We start from the raw sequence: 17,007 nt of genomic DNA, 5'->3' as shown, positions 1-17,007 counted from the left end.
CCCCAGGTGCGTTCGGAGGACGCTGTCCCGGAGGAACAGGCCCCGGGCCTCCCGGAGCCATCATCACGGGCGGGGGCCGAGGCGCTGCTCCCGGAGGCATGCCCGGCGCACCCGGCGGCGGTCCTGCCCGGACCATCCCCGGCGGCATCGGCGCGCCCGGAGGCCCCACCGGACGCGGCCCCGCGACCCCAGGCGCACCCGGCGCGACGGGACGCATGCCCGGAGGCGGCGCCTTCTGCACGGTGGGAATCCCCGTCGCGGAAGGCCGGGTCCCCGGCGGCACGGGCCCACCGCGTCCAATCATCCCAGGAGGCTGCGCTCCCGGAGCCCCAGGCGGAGGCCCCCCGCGCGCGGGAGCTCCAGCGCCAGGAGGGAGCCCCCCCGGCGCCACGGCACCCGTCGCGGGCCCAGCCATCCCCGGAGCCCCCAGGACAGGCGGAGGCACCGGCCCCTGCCGGGCCACCATGCCCGGAGGCTGCGCCGTAGGGGCCAGACGGGGCGGCGCGACCGGCGGACCCACCGCGGGCCGGGCTGCTTCAAGGACAGGCGGAGCCCGCACCGGCTCACCCATCACGATGTCCGGAAGCTCCTCGCCCACGATGGCCGCTTCGGCCAGGTCCGCCTCCGCCTCCTGCTCCTCCGAGTCATCACTGAGGAACTGTCCCGGCGCGAGCCCACCGAACATCCCGGCGACCTCGGGCTCCGCGCGCACGGGCGCGGGAGGAGGCGGCACGGCCGGCGGCGGAATCACCACCGGCGCCACGACCATCGGCGCCACCGCCGCCATGGACACCGAACGGCGCGCGGGCAGCGGAATGGCGGGCTTCAAGGCACGCGTCGGCCGGTCGATGCCGTAGCGCAGGTTCAGGTAGTGGAACAGCCGCAGCTCCGGCACCACGTACGCGACGATGCGCATGCCCGTGATGAACCCGAGCGCATCCGTGGTCTGCAGATCCAACGGGTTGGCCAGCGCGACCTTCAGCCGCCGGCCCTCCACCGCGAGCGGGAACGCCTGGTGCTTCTCCGCCTGATCCGCCGTGAGCAGCTTCAGCGTCGCCTCGGTGGCGGCGTCGAAGTCCGCCTCCATCGCGACGGGCGCGCGGGTCAGCTCCCCCAGCACCATGCCCACCGTCTCGATGTCGAGGAACCCCAGCTCCACCAGCCGGGAGCCCAGCCGGCCTCCGTGCACGAGCTGCGCGCTCATGCCCTGGTCGAGCTGCGCCTGCGTCAGGAGGCCCTTGCGGACCAGCGTCAATCCCAGCTTGTCGCCCATGTCGGCCCGCAGTCTAGACGGCTTCGCGGTGCCGATAGGAGGGTGCGCACGAATACGACCTGCACGCCCTCCCTGTCTGCCTGCCTGCCTCGGCTCCGGCACCTGGGGTCAGGGGCCGCCCGACGCTCAGTACGCGTTCTTCGAAAGGAAGCCGCCCAGCGCGGTGCGCAGGAGGATCTTCAGGTCCATCAGGAGCGACCAGTTCTCGATGTAATAGAGGTCGTACTCGATGCGCTTCTGGATGGACGTCTGGCCGCGCAGGCCGTTGATCTGCGCCCAGCCGGTGATGCCGGCCTTCACCTTGTGCCGCAGGTGGTAGCGCGGAATCTGGCGCTTGAACTCCTCGATGAAGACGGGCCGCTCCGGGCGCGGGCCCACGAGGCTCATGTCGCCGCGCAGCACGTTGAAGAACTGGGGCAGCTCATCCAGCGAGTACTTGCGCAGGAACGTGCCCACCGGCGTGCGGCGCGCGTCCACGGCGCTGGCCATGGTGGCGCCCTGGGCTTCGGCGTCCACGCGCATGGTGCGGAACTTGAGGATGTGGAAGGTGCGCCCGTCCATTCCCATCCGCTCCTGGCGGTAGAGGATGGGCCCCTTGCTGGTGAAGCGCACCAGCAGCGCGGTGAACACCATCATCGGCGCGCTGACGGCGATGGCGACCAGGGAGAAGAGCACGTCGAACACGCGCTTGGCCACGCGGCTCCAGCCGTCCATGGGGTCGCCCTGGAGGCTGATGATGGGCAGGCCGCCGAACTCCTCCAGGCCGCCGTACAGGGTGATGTACTGGTACAGGTCCGGCACCACCTTGACGTCCACGGTGCGCAGCGCCAGCTGTTCCATCAGCGGCTTCACGCGCGCCTGGTCCTCCAGCGGCACGGCGATGATGACCTGATCCACGGGGTGGGCATCCAGGTAGGACTCCACCTGGCCCACGTGGCCCACCACGCGCACGCCGCCCACCCACTGGCCGACCTTCTCCTCCTTGAGTGACAGCACGCCCGTCACGCGGAAGCCCAGCTCGCGGTGGCTCTCCACGGTCTCGATGGTGCGCAGCCCCAGCTCCTCCTCGCCGATGACGAGGATGGACTTGAGGTTGTAGCCGCGCCGGCGCACCTCGCTGAGCAGGTGGCGCATGACCATGCGCGACAGCGCGATGAGCGTGAAGGCGTAGACGACGAAGATGGCCAGCGTGAGGCGCGAGTAGCGCTCGCGGATGAAGTACGTCACCGCCACCAGGATGAGCGTCGCGGTGATGGTGGCCTTGAAGAGCTCGAACAGCTCGCCCATGTGCGAGCGCGCGCGGTTCGTCGCGTAGAGCCGGGCCCGCTGGAACGTCATCGGGAAGATGACGAGCACCATCACCAGCGAGACGAACGTCTCACCCGGGGGCGGGATGCCCTCCGTGATGGGGAACACGCCGCTGAAGCGGGTGAAGTACGCGAGCACGAACGCCACCGCGAGCATCCCCGCGTCGGCGGCGACCTTGATGGACGTGTAGAAGCGCTGCAGGCGACCAAACACCGCGATGACTCCTGACGGGGGACGAGGACCGTCCGTCGGATGCAAGACACGCACCCTGAGCCCCGGGCGCGCTCAAGCGCCCGAGCCCCTCCCCCGGCGCGGCGTCCTAGCACGGCTTTTCCCGTGAAACCAAGGGGTTGCACCGGAGGGCATCGGACACCACCCGACGCACCGGGCAGGCAGGCCTCGGGAAACTGGGGACGGCGCGGACAGCGCTGTCACACCGCTGGGGAGGACGGCGACATGCCCAGCAGGGCCTCCACCTCCGCCTGGATGGCCTGCTGGAAGCGGGCGCGGCTGAAGCGCTCGGCCTGGGCGCGGGCGTCCTGGGGGCGGAAGGAGGGCTCCCAGGCGTCGAACTGGCGCACGGCGGCGGTGAGGGACGCCGGGGTCTGCTCCGGGAAGAAGAGACCCGTCCTGGGAGTGACGGTCTCCAGGGCACCGCCCTTGCCAAAGGCGATGACGGGGCGGCCGGTGGCCTGGGCTTCCAGGGGGGTGATGCCGAAGTCCTCTTCCGGGGTGAAGAGGAGCGCGCGGGCGTCGCGGTACAGGCCGGGGAGCGCGCTGTCAGGCACGTTGCCGAGGAACCGGATGTGGGGCGGAAGCGGCCCGGAGGTGAGGCGCGACGCCTCCTGCCCCGTGCCCACGACCCACAGCGGGGTGTCCAGGGTGCGGAACGCCTCCAGGGCGACGTCCAGGCGCTTGTACGGAGCGAAGGCGCCGAGCCACAGGAAGTAGCCGCCCTGCCCTCCTCCTTCGAGCGGCACCTGCGTGAAGCGTTCGAGCTCCACGGGGGGCGGGACGACGGAGGCGTCGCGGTCCCAGAAGCGGCGGATCTTCCCGGCGATGTGCTGGGAGTTGGCGACGATGCGGCCCACGCGCTGGGTGGAGGTGCGGTCCCAGTGCTGGAGGTAGGGGCGCACGGCGAGCGCGGCGGCGCGCACGGGGAGGCGGGTGCGGCCGGGGCCGAAGTACTCGTCGAACAGGTCCCACATGTACCGCATGGGAGCGTGGACGTAGCTCAGGTGGGGCACGCCGGGAGGCGCGTGGATGCCCTTGGCGACGCAGTGGCTGGAGGACAGGACCAGGTCGTAGTCGCCGGTGATGCGCAGGGCTTCGATGGCGCGGGGGAACAGCGGCAGGAAGTGCCGGTAGCGCGAGTGGATGCCCGGGATGTGCTGGAGGAACGACGTGGAGATGCGCCGGTTCTCGATGCGCGGGGACTGGCTGCCCGGCTGGTGGATGAGGGTGTAGAGGTCCGCGCTGGGGAACAGTTCGCAGAGGGCGTCGAGTACGCGTTCTCCGCCGCGGTGGGTGACGAGCCAGTCGTGGACGAGGGCGACCTTCACGCGGGCCTTGTACCACTGGCGCGGCGCTGCGTGTGGTAGGCCAGGGAGCGTGCCATCTGTCCTGCTCGATTTGAGAATGGTGCGCGGCCAGCTCCACGGCATCGCGAGGTACGCGCTGGAGCTGGCGCGCCGTCTGCCCGCCCTGGCCCCGGACCTGGAGTTCTCCGCCCTGGTGCCAGCGAAGGGCCTGCCAGACGACCTGGGCGAGCTGACGCCGACCATTCCACTGCACCGCTCCAGGGCCGGGTATCTGTCGCCGACGGAGCAGCCACTGTTGGCCTACGAGCTGGCGAAGCTGAAGCCGGACCTGTTCCATGCGACGTCGTTCTCGCTGCCGCTGTTCTGGCCGGGCCGGCTGGTGGCCACGTTGCACGACGCGAACCATCTGGCGCTGGCGGACCAGTACACGCCGGTGCAGGCCATTTATTACAAGGCCGTGGTGGGACCGCGGGCGCGACTGGCGACCGCGTTGATCACCGTGTCTGACTTCTCCCGGGAGGAGCTGGGGAAGTACCTGAACGTGTCGCCGTATCGGTTCCAGGTGATCCACAACGGAGTGGACTCCAGGTTCCAGCCGCCGACGGCGAGTGAAGCGAAGGCGTTCCGGGAGCGGCACGAGTTGCCGGAGCGGTACATCGCGGTGGTGGGCAACGCGAAGCCGTTCAAGAACCTGGCGATGCTGGCGAAGTTCGCGCCGGACCTGCCGGTGCCACTGGTGCTGCTCGCGGGCAAGGGAGCCGTGGCGCACGAAGTGGGCCTGCACGAGAACGTCATCGACCTGGAGCAACTGCCCGAGTCGGAGATGCCGTTGTTCTACGGGGCCGCCACGGCGCTGCTCCTGCCGTCGAAGTACGAGGGATTTGGATTGCCCGCGCTGGAAGCCATGGCGTCCGGCTGCCCTGTCATTGCGGCGGATGCGACAGCCCTCCCGGAGGTCACGGGTGACGCGGCGCTCCGGCTGAAACCGGAGGACGCTGACGCCTGGAAGCAAGGCACACTACGAATACTCAGGGACGACGTCTTGCGCCGCAAATTAGTACAGCTTGGCCGCGAGCGGTCCGAGCGGTTTGCTTGGAGCGCCTGTACGTTACAGACGCTGGGAGTGTTCCGACGCGCATTAAGGAACGCCGCATTGAACCGGTAAATTTGCGACCTGATTTCTCGGCATGTGCAACGAGGCGACCGCTCGAGGGACCTCGCAGCCTCACGCCCAACAGCAGACAAAGCCTCACAATCCAGAAGGCGCCGCCCCGTCATCACCAACATCTCCAGTCGCTCCCGAGCAACCGGACAACATCAATTATCCTCCGCCTTCAGCCAGCACCAACAGATTCCCCCCGTCCGCGTCCAACAACCACTCACAAAAAGACCAACACACCAATGAGCATCAAGGCAACAAAAACAAAGCAAATCTGCTTTCACTGCGTCGACGACACCTATCTCAAGGAAGAAATAAAAAAACACGGCAAAAAGAAAAAATGTTCATATTGTGAAAAACAAGCACAAACCTACAGCTTGGCCGAGATGGCTTCGAGAATCGAGACTGCCTTCGAAGAACACTACTACCGCACCTCAGATCAACCAGAGGGCTGGGAGTCGTCGCTGATGTCCGACAAGGAGTCAGATTACGAATGGGGGCGCAAAGGAGACCCTACCGCCGTGGCAATCATGAACGCGGCGGAGATCCCCGAAAACGCAGCAAGCGACATACAGGAATTTCTCGAAACAAAACACTACTCCCGCGACGACGACATCTATGGAGATGAAACAGAATTTTCAAGCGAAGCACACTACAAGGAAAGAGGCCCAAGCGACGCCCATTTCCGAGAAGAGTGGGAAAAATTCGAACGCTCACTGAAGACCAAGGCCAGATTCTTCAATAGCGAAGGCTCTGCTCACCTCGCATCGGTATTCGAAGGCATCGACCTCATTAAATCGCGCGAAGGCCATTCTCTAGTTATTGAAGCTGGCCCTGGAACTCCCCATACAGCATTCTACCGCGCCCGAGTTTTCCAGTCAGACACAAAACTCGAAGAAGCGATTAGCCAACCCGACAAGCACATTGGCCCTCCCCCATCAGAACACGCGACCTCCGGGCGAATGAATGCCTATGGAATTTCGGTCTTCTATGGCGCAAGCGCTCCTGGGACCGCCTTGGCTGAAGTCCGACCTCCTGTCGGCAGCCAAGTCGTCGTGGCACGCTTTGAAATCACTCGCACCATCCGCCTCCTCAACTTACCTGCACTTAGCGACGTTGTTCTCTATGGCAGTCCGTTTGATCCGACCTTTGCGCGCAGGCGTGGACGAGCAACATTCCTCAAAACCCTCAGCGCGCGGATGACGAAGGCTGTCATGCCCGATGACGAGCGATTTGAGTATCTACCAACCCAAGCAATCGCCGACTTTCTGGCTGCGGATAACAATCTCTCGCTCGACGGCATTGTATTCCCATCAGTACAAGCAGGCAACAAGGCACTAAACATCATTCTATTCCACAAGGCTGCCAGGGTTGAAAAAATCGATCTGCCCAGTGAGACAAAACTGTCAGCAAGCCTGGGCTATTCTGACGAAGACGGGTGGCAGAACGATTACAGCGTATACGAAGAGTCTCCTGCCGAGGGGCCCAAGCCAGAACAAGCTCCAAAGCCCAATACGCCATGGGCAGACTTGTTCATCGATCATTCCGACGACAAAGATCTTCGCCCCTCGACACTTCGCATCGATCTTGACAACATCGAAGTCCACATTGTGGAACAAGTAGAATTCTTGACCAGCCCATTCAAGGTCAGGAGACATCGATTTAAAAGAAGAGAGGAGGTCACTGCCTCCCCCACCCCTGAGGAAAAGCCAGACTTCTAGCGTTAAGACCAGCCAGGCCAAAAGGATGACGACCCAAGCGCCAACGGTTTCGATAGACACTACCCCAAGCAACAGTACTGTCTTCCAGCATGCGATACAGGTGCGTTGGACCAAGGGCGCACGGCATATTTGCGCGCCATGGAAGCACTGCAGAAGAGTTCGAAGAAAACCTAGTCGCCACACGCCCGCGACTTTTAAGTTCGCGTCAGAAATGCGTCTGCGCCAGAGGTTTTTGGCGAGTCATGCTCGGAGGCGACGAGTAACTCTTATTGCAAAAATCTTGCTCACTACAGAGCTTGGTGCATGACCGGCCAACTCGCGACGACACTACGTGGGCCGTCAACGCAGCCATCTTCTTGCGCGCTGTCACGCCCGGCTTCTGGACAGGCATGAAGGCATCCGCCACGGCGATCCGCGACATCGCTCTATTTCCAAACCGAAGCCAGAGCCTTTCTACGTACTTTTCCTCACGACGAAACTGTTGAGCCACGTCAGCACAGCGAGATGCGTTCCATGTACAGTCTTGTGACGTCGCTTCGATGCGCCCTCTCGCAGTCGTCTACTCGTCTACTCGTCTACTCGTCCTCTCGCCTGTGCACTGCTCTTAATCGCCGCGAACGCAAGCGCACAAGCCATCAACATTCCACAGCCTGCCGTTCCGAAGGCCGTGTCGCTGACCGTGAGTGGAGGCGTTTCCTTGGGGACGTACGAAGCAGGGTTCTTGTACTACTCGGGGACTTCGTCACAGGGAGAGCGGGCCGTGGACCTGCGGCTCCTGACGGGCGCTTCCGCGGGAAGCCTCAATTCCTTGCTGGCGATCATGGCGACCTGTGGCGTGGATGCATCCACGCCGGGTCAGTCTCTGTTCTGGGACATCTGGGTTCCCATCGGGTTCAACGACCTGTTCGTTCCAACCTCAACGACCGCGCTCGGCGTGTTCTCACGGGAGGCGCTGGAACGGCGTGCCGCTCATATCGAGCAGGCCTGGAATCAAGGCCTGGATCGCGCCTGCGACGTGGTGCTCGGAGTTTCGACGACGCGCCTGTCACCTCGCGCCCTCCAGGCCGCGAACGGACGGCTGGACCTGCCTCGGCTTGAGGAGAAGTTCGCCATCCGCATCCAGGGACGTGGGAAGGGACGGCCGCCTCGCGCGACCAACTACACCACGCGCGAGGGACGGCGCCTGGAGCTGCTGCTGGAGACGGACGAGCACGGGGAGATCCCCTTCGCGAACCTGCGCGAGTTGCTGCTCGCGTCCATGTCCTTCCCCATCGCATTTCCACCCCAGCCTTTGCAGACCTGCGCGCCGAAGTCCTCCACGAAGCCCGGGGAATGCCAGCCCGCCGAAGCGAAGCGCGACCTCTTCATTGATGGCGGCGTCTTCGACAACACGCCCCTGCGTCTGGCCGTAGGACTTGCGCGAGATGGCCTTCGCGAAACCGCGGACGGCAAGCTGGAGTGGCGTCCGGTTCCACAGCCCGACACGCGCACGACACCTCCCGGAATCGCGTTCGCATTCATAGATCCGGACGCGACCGAGTACCCGGTTGCGCCCCCTGCCCAGGCGGATGCCAGTCCCAATTCCCTGCCCGCGACCCTCGCGGGGCTCCTGGCCACCTTCGTGGACACCGCGCGTTCGAAGGAACTGGCCATGCTCCTGGAGGAAGAGCCGGAGATCGCCAAACGCCTCACCTTGCCGCGCCGACACTTCCCCGCCGCCGGTGCACCCCTGTTCGCGTTCCTGGGCTTCTTCGAGAGAAGCTTCCGTGTCTTTGATTTCTACCTGGGCATGTATGACGCCCGCCGGATGATGGATGATGCGTTCCGGGAAGGGCGGACGCCGTCCGAAGAGCCCCGCGCGGCGGCGATGGATGGCATTGGCGGATGGCAGCCCTTCGCCTGCATGAGCGCCGTCTATGACGCACTCCCCAGCGCGGAGAAGGTGTGTCAGGGCGAAGCGCTGTCGGACTTCCGGGCGCTGTTGCAGATGTCCCTGGACCAGCTCTACGACGCTTGTAGCAGGCCCGAGGTGACAGCCCCCGCCGGTGCCTGGCGCAACACGCATTGTGACCGAGCCCTCGCGGGACAGCCGCCGCCCAGGGTCCCCGGCCTCCAGCCTGGCGAATGGCCGGAATGGAAGCAGCGCAAGGATGAGTCGGAGCTGTCGTACTCGATGCGGCTGCTGGGGGCGTATGGCTTCGGCTTCCAGGACCTGGGCGTGCCAAAGGGCCGAGGCGACCTCGCCGTCCTGCGCATCCGCCATGCGCTGGGGGACGCCGCCCACCGGCTCGCGGCGGCACAGCCCGCTGCCGACAAGCCCACGGTCCGCTTCGCCAGCAAGCTCGCGGTGGACAGCATCAGCTACGAGCCCCAGCGCCTGTCGCTGCACATCACGATGGGACCCACGACAAGCGAGGTGGGCTTGAGCGTCGGGGCCTCCGCGATGCCGCTGTCGTCCGGGCTCCGGTTCGCGGGTGCGCTCGGGTTCCGGGGCCTCGCGGACGTGTTCTCCTCTGGCAGCGGCGATCCGTTTGGCATGGCGCTGACGGGAGGGCTCGAGCTCCAACCCCGTTCAGGGCAGACCTTCCTCTCCCAAAGCCGTCTGGCCCTTCGCGCCGGATGGTTGTTCAGCGAGAACGACCATTACGGCACGAGCAGTTGCCCGGCGAGCGGAGCCAGCCATGTGACCGCGTGCTCATGGCCGGTGGTCCAGGGGCTCGTGGGCATCACCTTCCTGGAGTTCCTCCGTGCCCAACTGGTCGGCGAGTGGTACCCGAGCACAGAGGGCCGGAAGACGCTCTGGTCCGTGGCCCCGGGCATTGGCTTGGAGCTGGGACTCTAACAATTCCTCGCGAATAGCCTGGACGGCCCCCTACGATCCGGGACGCGGGCGGAAAGTCACCTACAGTCATGATCTCCATACGCTTCGTCGTTCTCTCTTGTGTGGTCGTGCTCGGCTTCTTCGCGTGCAGTGACGATTCCCCCAACCCGGGCGGGACACCCGACGCCTCGATGCCGGATGGCTCCGTGCCTGAGATGTGCACCACCGAGGGCACCACGCAGTGCGGCGACACCTGCGTGACCACCGCGACCGACCCGGCCCACTGTGGCGCATGCAACCAGGCCTGCACGACCACCGAGGCCTGTGAGGCTGGCGTCTGCGTCGCGGTCTGTCGGATCGACGGCCAGCAGGTCGAGGCGGGGGCGTTGAACGCGGCGAACGCATGCGAGCAGTGCCGGCCCGAGCTGTACGCGACCGAGTGGACGCCACTCGTGGACGGGACGGCGTGCGGCACGGGACAGGTCTGCTCGACCGGGGCGTGCAGCTCGAAGTGCTTCATCGACGGCACGCTCCATGACGAGGGCACGCCGAACCCGGCGAATGCCTGTGAAGTGTGCATGCCAGCGACTTCAACGACGGCGTGGTCTCCGCGCGAGAGCATTCCGCTGCTGGTCGGCGGCACCGACATCGCGGCGCAGGGCTGGACGACGTACTCTCAGGCGCCGAACACGCTCACGTACGCCGAGGACTACACCCGCCTCGCGACGTCGACCAACAGCGGCGCTCGAACGAGCGGGCAGCTGCTCCTCGCGAAGACGAACGCGCTCGACCCGACGCAGCCGTTCAAGCTCCGCGTGACGATGCAGGTCGAGTCGGCGAGCAGGCACAACCAGCTCGACAGCGGCGCGGCCATCCTGGGGAGCCTCACCGGTTCGGCCGGCACCGCAACGGACCGAGCGCAGATGATCTACCTGGACAGCGCGGCGATTGGCTGGGCGGATGACACGCAGTCCGCTGCGTTCGCCGTGACGGATGGCGCGTACCACATCTACGAGCTGGCGGTGAGCGCCGACAAGGTGGCGACAGTAAGCGTCGACGGTGTCGTGAAGCTTACGCGGAACAACTTCACGGCGAACGGCACCATCGCCATCGGAGACCAGACCAACGATCCGAACGTCGACGGTGCGATGCGGATCAAGTCGGTCGAGAAGCTCTGCCAGTAAGGCCCCCCTCTGTCCCCGGCCTTGACGCATTCGTGACGCAGCGGGCGTTATTGTGCACGCTCGTGCCTGACGGTTAGCCTCCGCGAAACTCCAGGAGGTTCGGATGTCTGAACTCTTCGTCGGGCGTGTCGTTTCCGATGAGCTCTGCGGGCCGACCCCGCGCGAGCTCGTCGACACTCTCGTCGCCAAGGAGGCTTTCAATGACCTTGTCGATGTCATCGAAGAAGGCCTCGATCCGAAGAAGGCAACCGAGCTGCTGCGGTCCGCCAAGGGGCGCGCCGATCTGTTCGAGCGTGCGTGCGAGTCGTACGGTGCCTTGTTCGACGAAGATCTCCGCGAATCGGTTCAAATCCTTCGCGAACCTCGCCTCGATCAATGCCTCGACGTGAACCTCTTCAACCTCCGTGAGGCCTGGAAGATCGGGACCCTGCTGCTGCCGCCGGAAGAGGCGCCCCTCTCACGGAACCTGCGCGTCGAACTGGTGGCCGTACACCCCAACGCAACGTTGCCCGTCGGGCGGAAATTCGGCCCCGAGTCGTTCGGGCTGCATCTGCTCCAGAACATCGAAAGCGTCGCTTACGAGGAACAGCGGATCTACACCCGGCTGGAGCGGTTCGGTGCAGGGGCCTCAATCGACCCGTCGAAGTTCGGAAACGCGGCGCAGGAAGAGGCGCACAGCATCGTCTTTCTGGGGACGATTCCGGAACGGAAGGAAGGCATTCCGAGCGATCCGTTCTGGAAGAAGGCGCTCAAGGGATACAGCTATACGCCCTACCACGCGGAGCTCGCGCTGTTCTTTCACCCCTCGTGGCTCGAGAAGCCGAAACGCGGGGCGTTCGATTCGACCGCCTTCGAGGATCCGCTTTAGTTCATCGGGAACGAGGACAGCGTCACGTGTGGGCCATGATCGGGAACCGGTGGGCTTCTGGTGAGAGCCGGAGGTTCCGCACGAACAGGTCGGCCTCCGTGTCCTCACCGGCATCCACCGCACCGGGCCAGTACCGCTCCGGGGTGAACCCGAAGCGGATGGCCCGGATGGGCCGGTCAATCAACCGGGGGATCCAGGCTCGCAGGTCGAATGCTTCCCGCGCGAAGACGTCGTCCAGGTAGAGCGTGTCTCCCTCGACTCCCGCGAACACCCAGGCCTCCGAGCCCAGCTGGCGCAGGGGCCTCGCGAAGCCATTGGCCACATGACAGCTTGCCTATCGCGGCTTCGACAAACTTGTTAGCCGGCAAGGCGGGCGCAGCCTGCCCCTCGACTTGCGAAACTTACGTTAGTTATCCACTGCCTATCCTGCTGCTCAACTTCTCTCGGCGTTAACCCGGAAGATAGCTAAACGTCGCAATCTTCAAATCGTCTCGCAGTCCGAGCTGTCGGCCATTCCACAACTGAAACAAGGGATAAGTTCCGCCCATGTAGTCTGCTGCATCGGGAAGTTCTTTCGCCGCATTCCAAAGAGGCTCGATCGAGCCATCTCGGGTGCGAGGGATGCCTTCATTCTCAATCCACTCCAGGCTAACAAACGGGTAGCGGTCATCAAACCCAGCAAAACCGCCCTCCCTCTCAACCACAACAATTTGTCGCAGCGTCCAGCCCGAGTTCAGCGCCACGCCAAAGCGCGACTCGACTGCCAACTGGACCGCAGCGTGATTGCTCTCAACAACAGAACACTGCAGAAACGCCTCCCCAACATCGCGCTCAGCCCTCTTCATATCGAACAAATTAGTCGGCAAAACAAACGACTTAAGTTGAACAGCCAAGACAACACCCAACCCCTCCTCAACAACCAGAATATCAATGTCGGTCAGCACATTCCCATCCTGACCAAAAATCTTAACATCGCTAGCAATAAAAGCCCCACCCACAGACTGAAAAGTCTTAATTAGCCGTTCGACGTGGCGTCGATCCCGAGCATTTCCAATAGCCGAAGGATTTACCACACCACGCGCGGTTGCCTGCTCACGCATCAGGGGCAAGTTACTGCCTATAATTGAAAACGGCAGAAATGCAACCTTCCCATCCCGTAGCGGCACCAGGGGATATGCCTGAATACCATACCTCTCCTCGGCACCCCTTCGCACAAGCGATTCGGCAAATTGCGCTGCCATATCCATTGGCAACCGGGCTGCCCGACTTACCTCTCGGATCAATGTGTTCATTGGGGCAACTCCAACAGCTGACAGCATGACCGGGCGAGACAATCCCTTCACCAGAGTAAGATATTTGTGTGCCCGCACATGGAAAAGAGCCCGTTTCACGGCCCAACCATACAACGGAAGGAGGGCATCAATGGTTTGACGTACAGTAAGCCCTCCCCACATTTCCCGCTCTCCCACATGAGAAAACTGCTTCTCCAGGAGGGCACTAGCAATAGTTCTGCATCCATTTTCAAACCAGTCGGCCCGAGGAAGCCTGTATAGCAGAGCCATCTCGAACTTCTGCTTCTTCACCTCGTCGTCCATTTTCCACAGGAAGGCCTCTGACATGTACTCTTTGGCAAGGTCAACCTGCGTGGCGCGGCGCGCCGCAAGCCAGCGCACTCCTAGCCATCGACTACGCTTCTCAGCGACAAGGGGCGAACTAGGAAAAATCAGCAACCGACCAGTCTTTGATTTGGCGGCGACCATTCTGCCAAGCGCGGCGTTAATCAAATAACTAACAACCGAAGAGTAATTGAACGCAGCCTGAGCCCATGTCCCAATCGACTTCAAGGCGGCCCGGGCACCATCTCCTGCCGACCTATCGTCCGGAGAACGAGCGATGACATGATCGAGAATTGGTGCAACCAATTCGTTATAATCGAAATCACTCCCACTCGAGTAAGCCATGCTTTCAACGACTGCCAAATACGCCAATTTCAAGTCGTCCTGCGAAAATCCAGGACGGGCAAGTGAATTCAACCCAGTGTCGAGCTCATCCCCTAAACGCTCGACCTCCTTGCGGCCCAACTTACAGTCAACCTCTTCCTGGTTCACATAGTCAGACATATTTCACACTCGCCTAAATTAATCTGGGCGCAAGCACCAAAACAGCCCATTCTTTCAATTTCAGCACAAGTCAATTTGAGTCCATATACCTACACAGCCCCAAACCCCAGACGAACATGAACGACAGGTGCACGCTGGGGTGGAACGGCAGGTAGTGCACCAGGGCCAGGACGTGGAAGCCCACGAAGGACAGCAGGGCTCCCGTCGCCGGAATCGAACCGGCCCGGTGCCTTCGCACCAGTGCCCTGGCCAGCAGGAAGTGCATCGTCGCCAGCAGCACCAGGCCCACGAGCCCCGTCTCCGCCCACGCCGTCAGCCAGAGGTTGTGTGAGTCCGTGGCCAAGAGGTCCGTGATGCCCGTCTCCGCCTGCGTCGCCAGGGCCGCGGGTTTGTGATTGCCGAAACCCACGCCCACCCAGGGGTGCTCGCGCACCAGGCGCCAGCCCACGGACATCGCCAGCGAGCGCTCTCCGCTGCCGAAGAGGTTGTCCACCGCCTTGCCGAACCGCTCCCTCCACGCGGGCGTCAGCAGCACCAGGGCCACCAGCGCCACCGCTACGCCCAGCCCGGCCTTGCGCGGCGTCCCCCGCAGCAACAGCAGCAGCGCCAGCACGCACACGCCCAGCGCTGCTCCCAACGCGGCCCGCGCGAACGCTCCGTAGATGGACAGCAGCAGCCCCAGCACCACCGCCCCCGCCAGCACCCGCCGCCGCGTTTCTTTCGACCGTCCAATCACCGCCAGCGCGGGCCCTAACACGGCAATCGCCCCGTGCGCGAACCTCAGCCGGTGGAAGAAGAAGCCTCCCGCCGCGTACCTCGGGTTCTCCTCCGTCCCGAAGTTCTCGTGCAGGCGCGCCAGGTTCAGCTTCGTGAACTTCGGCGGCTCCCAGGGCCAGGGCACCCGGTGCTGGAAGAAGCCCAGCGCCGCCGCTAGGAGCCAGCCTCCCGCGATGAGGCCTCCCAGCATCAGCCACGGCACTCCCAGCGTCCCGATGCACGCGACCGCCGCTCCCGCCACCGTGTCCAGCGCCTGGCCGTACCTCGCGCCCCTCGGCCACTTCGCCGCGGCTCCCGTCATGAGCGCCACCGCTGGGGACAACAGCTGCCAGACGCTCAGGGCGACGCTCGCCAGCACGAACGCCCTCACGTCCTTCTCCAACTTCAGCCGCTTCGTCGCCGCCAACGCCAGGGCCAGCGCCGTGGCCAGGATGGCTCCGGCCTGGAGCACCGCCTCCGCCAGCACCAGCCCCACCGCATAGAGGGCCAACACCGCGGCGACCGCCGTCCTCCAAAGCCCTGCCTCGACCGTCTTCGTATCCGTGCCCATGCCGTGCGCCTCGGATTCGCGAGGCCGCTGGACCCTATCCCACCTCGTGGGCGCCTGCCCTTCCCGACTGGACGTGGAATCCCGGAGCGATGGCGCCCATGCCACTTTTCACGCGCTTGACGTTGGCGGTCCGGACGGGCACGCGTTACCCAGGGTCCTTTCCCGGCCGGGCCCCCTTCCGACATGCGCACCACCCATCGACCGTTCACCACCCTGGCTCTGGCACTGTCCCTCTTCGTGGCCGCGCTGGAGATGACCGTCGTCTCCACCGCCATGCCCACGGTGGTCAGCGACCTGGGCGGCATCCAGCACTACGCGTGGGTCTTCACCGCGTACATGCTGTCCTCCACCATCACCGTCCCCATCTACGGGAAGCTCGCCGACCTCTACGGCCGCAAGCCCATCATCCTCTTCGGCTCCGGCCTGTTCCTGCTGTCGTCGCTGGCGTGCGGGTTCTCCACGTCCATGAACATGCTGATCGCCTTCCGCGTCCTCCAGGGCCTGGGCGCCGGCGCCATGCAGCCCATCGCGATCACCATCATCGGGGACATCTACACGCTGGAGCAGCGCGGGAAGGTCCAGGGTGCGTTCAGCGCCGTGTGGGGCATCGCCGGGCTCGCGGGCCCCCTCACCGGCGGCCTCATCGTGAAGTACCTCACGTGGCACTGGATCTTCTTCATCAACATCCCCATCGGCATCGCGTCCATGGTGCTGCTCGTCATGTTCTTCCACGAGCAGCTCCAACCCAAGGCTCGCGCGCGGCTCGACTACGCGGGCGCGGCGCTGCTGTCCTCGGGCGTCGTGGCGCTGCTGTTCGGAGTGCAGGGTTCGGGGCGGACACTGCTCGCCCTGCCGCTGGCCGCCGTGCTGCTCACCGCGTTCGTGTTCGTGGAGCTCCGCGCCGCCGAGCCCATCATCCCGATGAGCATCTTCAAGATCCCCACCATCGCCATCTCCAACGTGGCCGGCGCCCTCTTCTCCGCCGCCCAGTTCGGCGCGACCACCTACGTGCCGCTGTACGTGCAGGGCGTGCTCGGGGGCTCGGCCACCATGGCGGGCGGGATGATCACCCCGATGATCGTCGGCTGGCCCCTGGCGAGCCTCATCGGCGGCAAGCTGATGGTGCGCACGGGCTTCCGTCCGCTCATCGTCGGCGGGCTGGGGCTTGCGTCCATCGGCACCGTGCTGATGGCGTTCCTGCTCAAGCCGGGCGCTTCCATGCTCGTGCCGCGGATCGCCATGGGGCTGTTCGGCATTGGCCTGGGCTTCGCCGCCATGGCCACGATGGTCGCCGTCCAGACGACCGTGGGCTGGGAGCTGCGGGGCGTGGCCACCGCGAGCAGCATGTTCTTCCGCACCATCGGCGGGTCGCTGGGCGTGGGCGTCATGGGCGGCGTGCTGGTGTCGCAGCTCATGAAGGACCCGAACGTCCCCGTCAGCGCCGCCACGGAGCTGCTGGGCCCCGAGCACGGCCGCGGCCTGGCCCCCGCCATCCTGCAGACGCTGGGCGACGCTCTGAACACGGGCCTGTCCATCAACTTCTGGATCATGTGCTCGGCGATGCTCGCCGCGTTCACGGCGGGACTGTTCTTCCCCAAGGTGAAGCGCGGCGGCACGCCGGTGAACATGTCCGACGTGCCCGCCTCCCACTGAGGCCGTGTCATGCGTCCGTCATTGCGCGGCGG

General features: G+C 64.7%; 11 protein-coding genes and 1 pseudogene. 6 read left to right on the top strand and 6 right to left on the bottom strand.

Annotated features, from left to right (window positions below; translation table 11 throughout):
* The 3 genes and pseudogenes from D7X55_RS08730 to D7X55_RS08720 form a co-directional block, all read right to left on the bottom strand.
* Window positions 1-1,273: pseudogene (locus D7X55_RS08730) on the bottom strand (hypothetical protein); the annotation flags it as partial.
* 126 nt (window positions 1,274-1,399) lie between these two features.
* Window positions 1,400-2,794 carry an undecaprenyl-phosphate glucose phosphotransferase gene (locus D7X55_RS08725; protein ID WP_121722786.1) on the bottom strand — a complete coding sequence of 465 codons (1,395 nt, stop codon included), beginning with the start codon at window positions 2,792-2,794 and terminating at the stop codon, window positions 1,400-1,402.
* Between the two features lie 218 nt (window positions 2,795-3,012).
* Window positions 3,013-4,143: a glycosyltransferase gene (locus tag D7X55_RS08720; protein ID WP_121722785.1), complete on the bottom strand. Its 1,131-nt coding sequence runs from the start codon at window positions 4,141-4,143 to the stop codon at window positions 3,013-3,015.
* A 76-nt stretch (window positions 4,144-4,219) separates the two neighbouring features.
* Here D7X55_RS08720 and D7X55_RS08715 point away from each other — a divergent pair, with 76 nt between their 5' ends.
* The 5 genes from D7X55_RS08715 to D7X55_RS42855 all read left to right on the top strand — a co-directional run bounded on the left by D7X55_RS08715 (window position 4,220) and on the right by D7X55_RS42855 (window position 11,875).
* Entirely contained in the window at window positions 4,220-5,287 is a 1,068-nt protein-coding gene (locus D7X55_RS08715) for a glycosyltransferase family 1 protein (protein ID WP_233609717.1), read from the top strand.
* A 236-nt stretch (window positions 5,288-5,523) separates the two neighbouring features.
* Complete coding sequence (locus D7X55_RS08710) at window positions 5,524-7,002, top strand: RES domain-containing protein (protein WP_121722784.1); 1,479 nt, start codon at window positions 5,524-5,526, stop codon at window positions 7,000-7,002.
* Window positions 7,003-7,669: 667 nt separating this feature from the next.
* Complete coding sequence (locus D7X55_RS08705; protein WP_306437715.1) at window positions 7,670-9,844, top strand: patatin-like phospholipase family protein; 2,175 nt, start codon at window positions 7,670-7,672, stop codon at window positions 9,842-9,844.
* A gap of 107 nt (window positions 9,845-9,951) precedes the next feature.
* Window positions 9,952-11,007 carry a hypothetical protein gene (locus tag D7X55_RS08700; RefSeq protein ID WP_233609715.1) on the top strand — a complete coding sequence of 352 codons (1,056 nt, stop codon included), beginning with the start codon at window positions 9,952-9,954 and terminating at the stop codon, window positions 11,005-11,007.
* A gap of 103 nt (window positions 11,008-11,110) precedes the next feature.
* Window positions 11,111-11,875 carry a hypothetical protein gene (locus D7X55_RS42855; RefSeq protein WP_147470059.1) on the top strand — a complete coding sequence of 255 codons (765 nt, stop codon included), beginning with the start codon at window positions 11,111-11,113 and terminating at the stop codon, window positions 11,873-11,875.
* A gap of 22 nt (window positions 11,876-11,897) precedes the next feature.
* On the opposite strand, the gene D7X55_RS44560 is transcribed toward D7X55_RS42855, so the two are convergent.
* The 3 genes from D7X55_RS44560 to D7X55_RS08680 form a co-directional block, all read right to left on the bottom strand.
* On the bottom strand, window positions 11,898-12,197 hold the full coding sequence (locus tag D7X55_RS44560; RefSeq protein WP_233609714.1) for a hypothetical protein: 300 nt from the start codon (window positions 12,195-12,197) through the stop codon (window positions 11,898-11,900).
* 127 nt (window positions 12,198-12,324) lie between these two features.
* Window positions 12,325-13,995 carry a hypothetical protein gene (locus tag D7X55_RS42850; RefSeq protein WP_147470058.1) on the bottom strand — a complete coding sequence of 557 codons (1,671 nt, stop codon included), beginning with the start codon at window positions 13,993-13,995 and terminating at the stop codon, window positions 12,325-12,327.
* A 70-nt stretch (window positions 13,996-14,065) separates the two neighbouring features.
* Window positions 14,066-15,322, bottom strand: a complete 1,257-nt coding sequence (locus D7X55_RS08680) for an O-antigen ligase (RefSeq protein ID WP_121722779.1) — start codon at window positions 15,320-15,322, stop codon at window positions 14,066-14,068.
* A 183-nt stretch (window positions 15,323-15,505) separates the two neighbouring features.
* On the opposite strand from D7X55_RS08680, the gene D7X55_RS08675 reads away from it, so the two are divergent.
* Entirely contained in the window at window positions 15,506-16,975 is a 1,470-nt protein-coding gene (locus tag D7X55_RS08675) for an MDR family MFS transporter (protein WP_121722778.1), read from the top strand.
* Window positions 16,976-17,007: the final 32 nt, after the last annotated feature.

The sequence above is a fragment of the Corallococcus sp. AB049A genome, from assembly GCF_003668885.1.
Classification (GTDB): Bacteria; Myxococcota; Myxococcia; order Myxococcales; family Myxococcaceae; genus Corallococcus; species Corallococcus interemptor.
This window is presented reverse-complemented; position numbering and strand designations above follow the sequence as displayed.

Bases quoted from the DNA above. Each gene is read 5' to 3' on its own strand.
- D7X55_RS08715 (WP_233609717.1), top strand. From the start codon at position 4,220: ATGGTGCGCGGCCAGCTCCACGGCATCGCGAGGTACGCGCTGGAGCTG.
- D7X55_RS08710 (WP_121722784.1), top strand. From the start codon at position 5,524: ATGAGCATCAAGGCAACAAAAACAAAGCAAATCTGCTTTCACTGCGTC.
- D7X55_RS42855 (WP_147470059.1), top strand. From the start codon at position 11,111: ATGTCTGAACTCTTCGTCGGGCGTGTCGTTTCCGATGAGCTCTGCGGG.
- D7X55_RS42850 (WP_147470058.1), bottom strand. From the start codon at position 13,995: ATGTCTGACTATGTGAACCAGGAAGAGGTTGACTGTAAGTTGGGCCGC.
- D7X55_RS08680 (WP_121722779.1), bottom strand. From the start codon at position 15,322: ATGGGCACGGATACGAAGACGGTCGAGGCAGGGCTTTGGAGGACGGCG.
- D7X55_RS08675 (WP_121722778.1), top strand. From the start codon at position 15,506: ATGCGCACCACCCATCGACCGTTCACCACCCTGGCTCTGGCACTGTCC.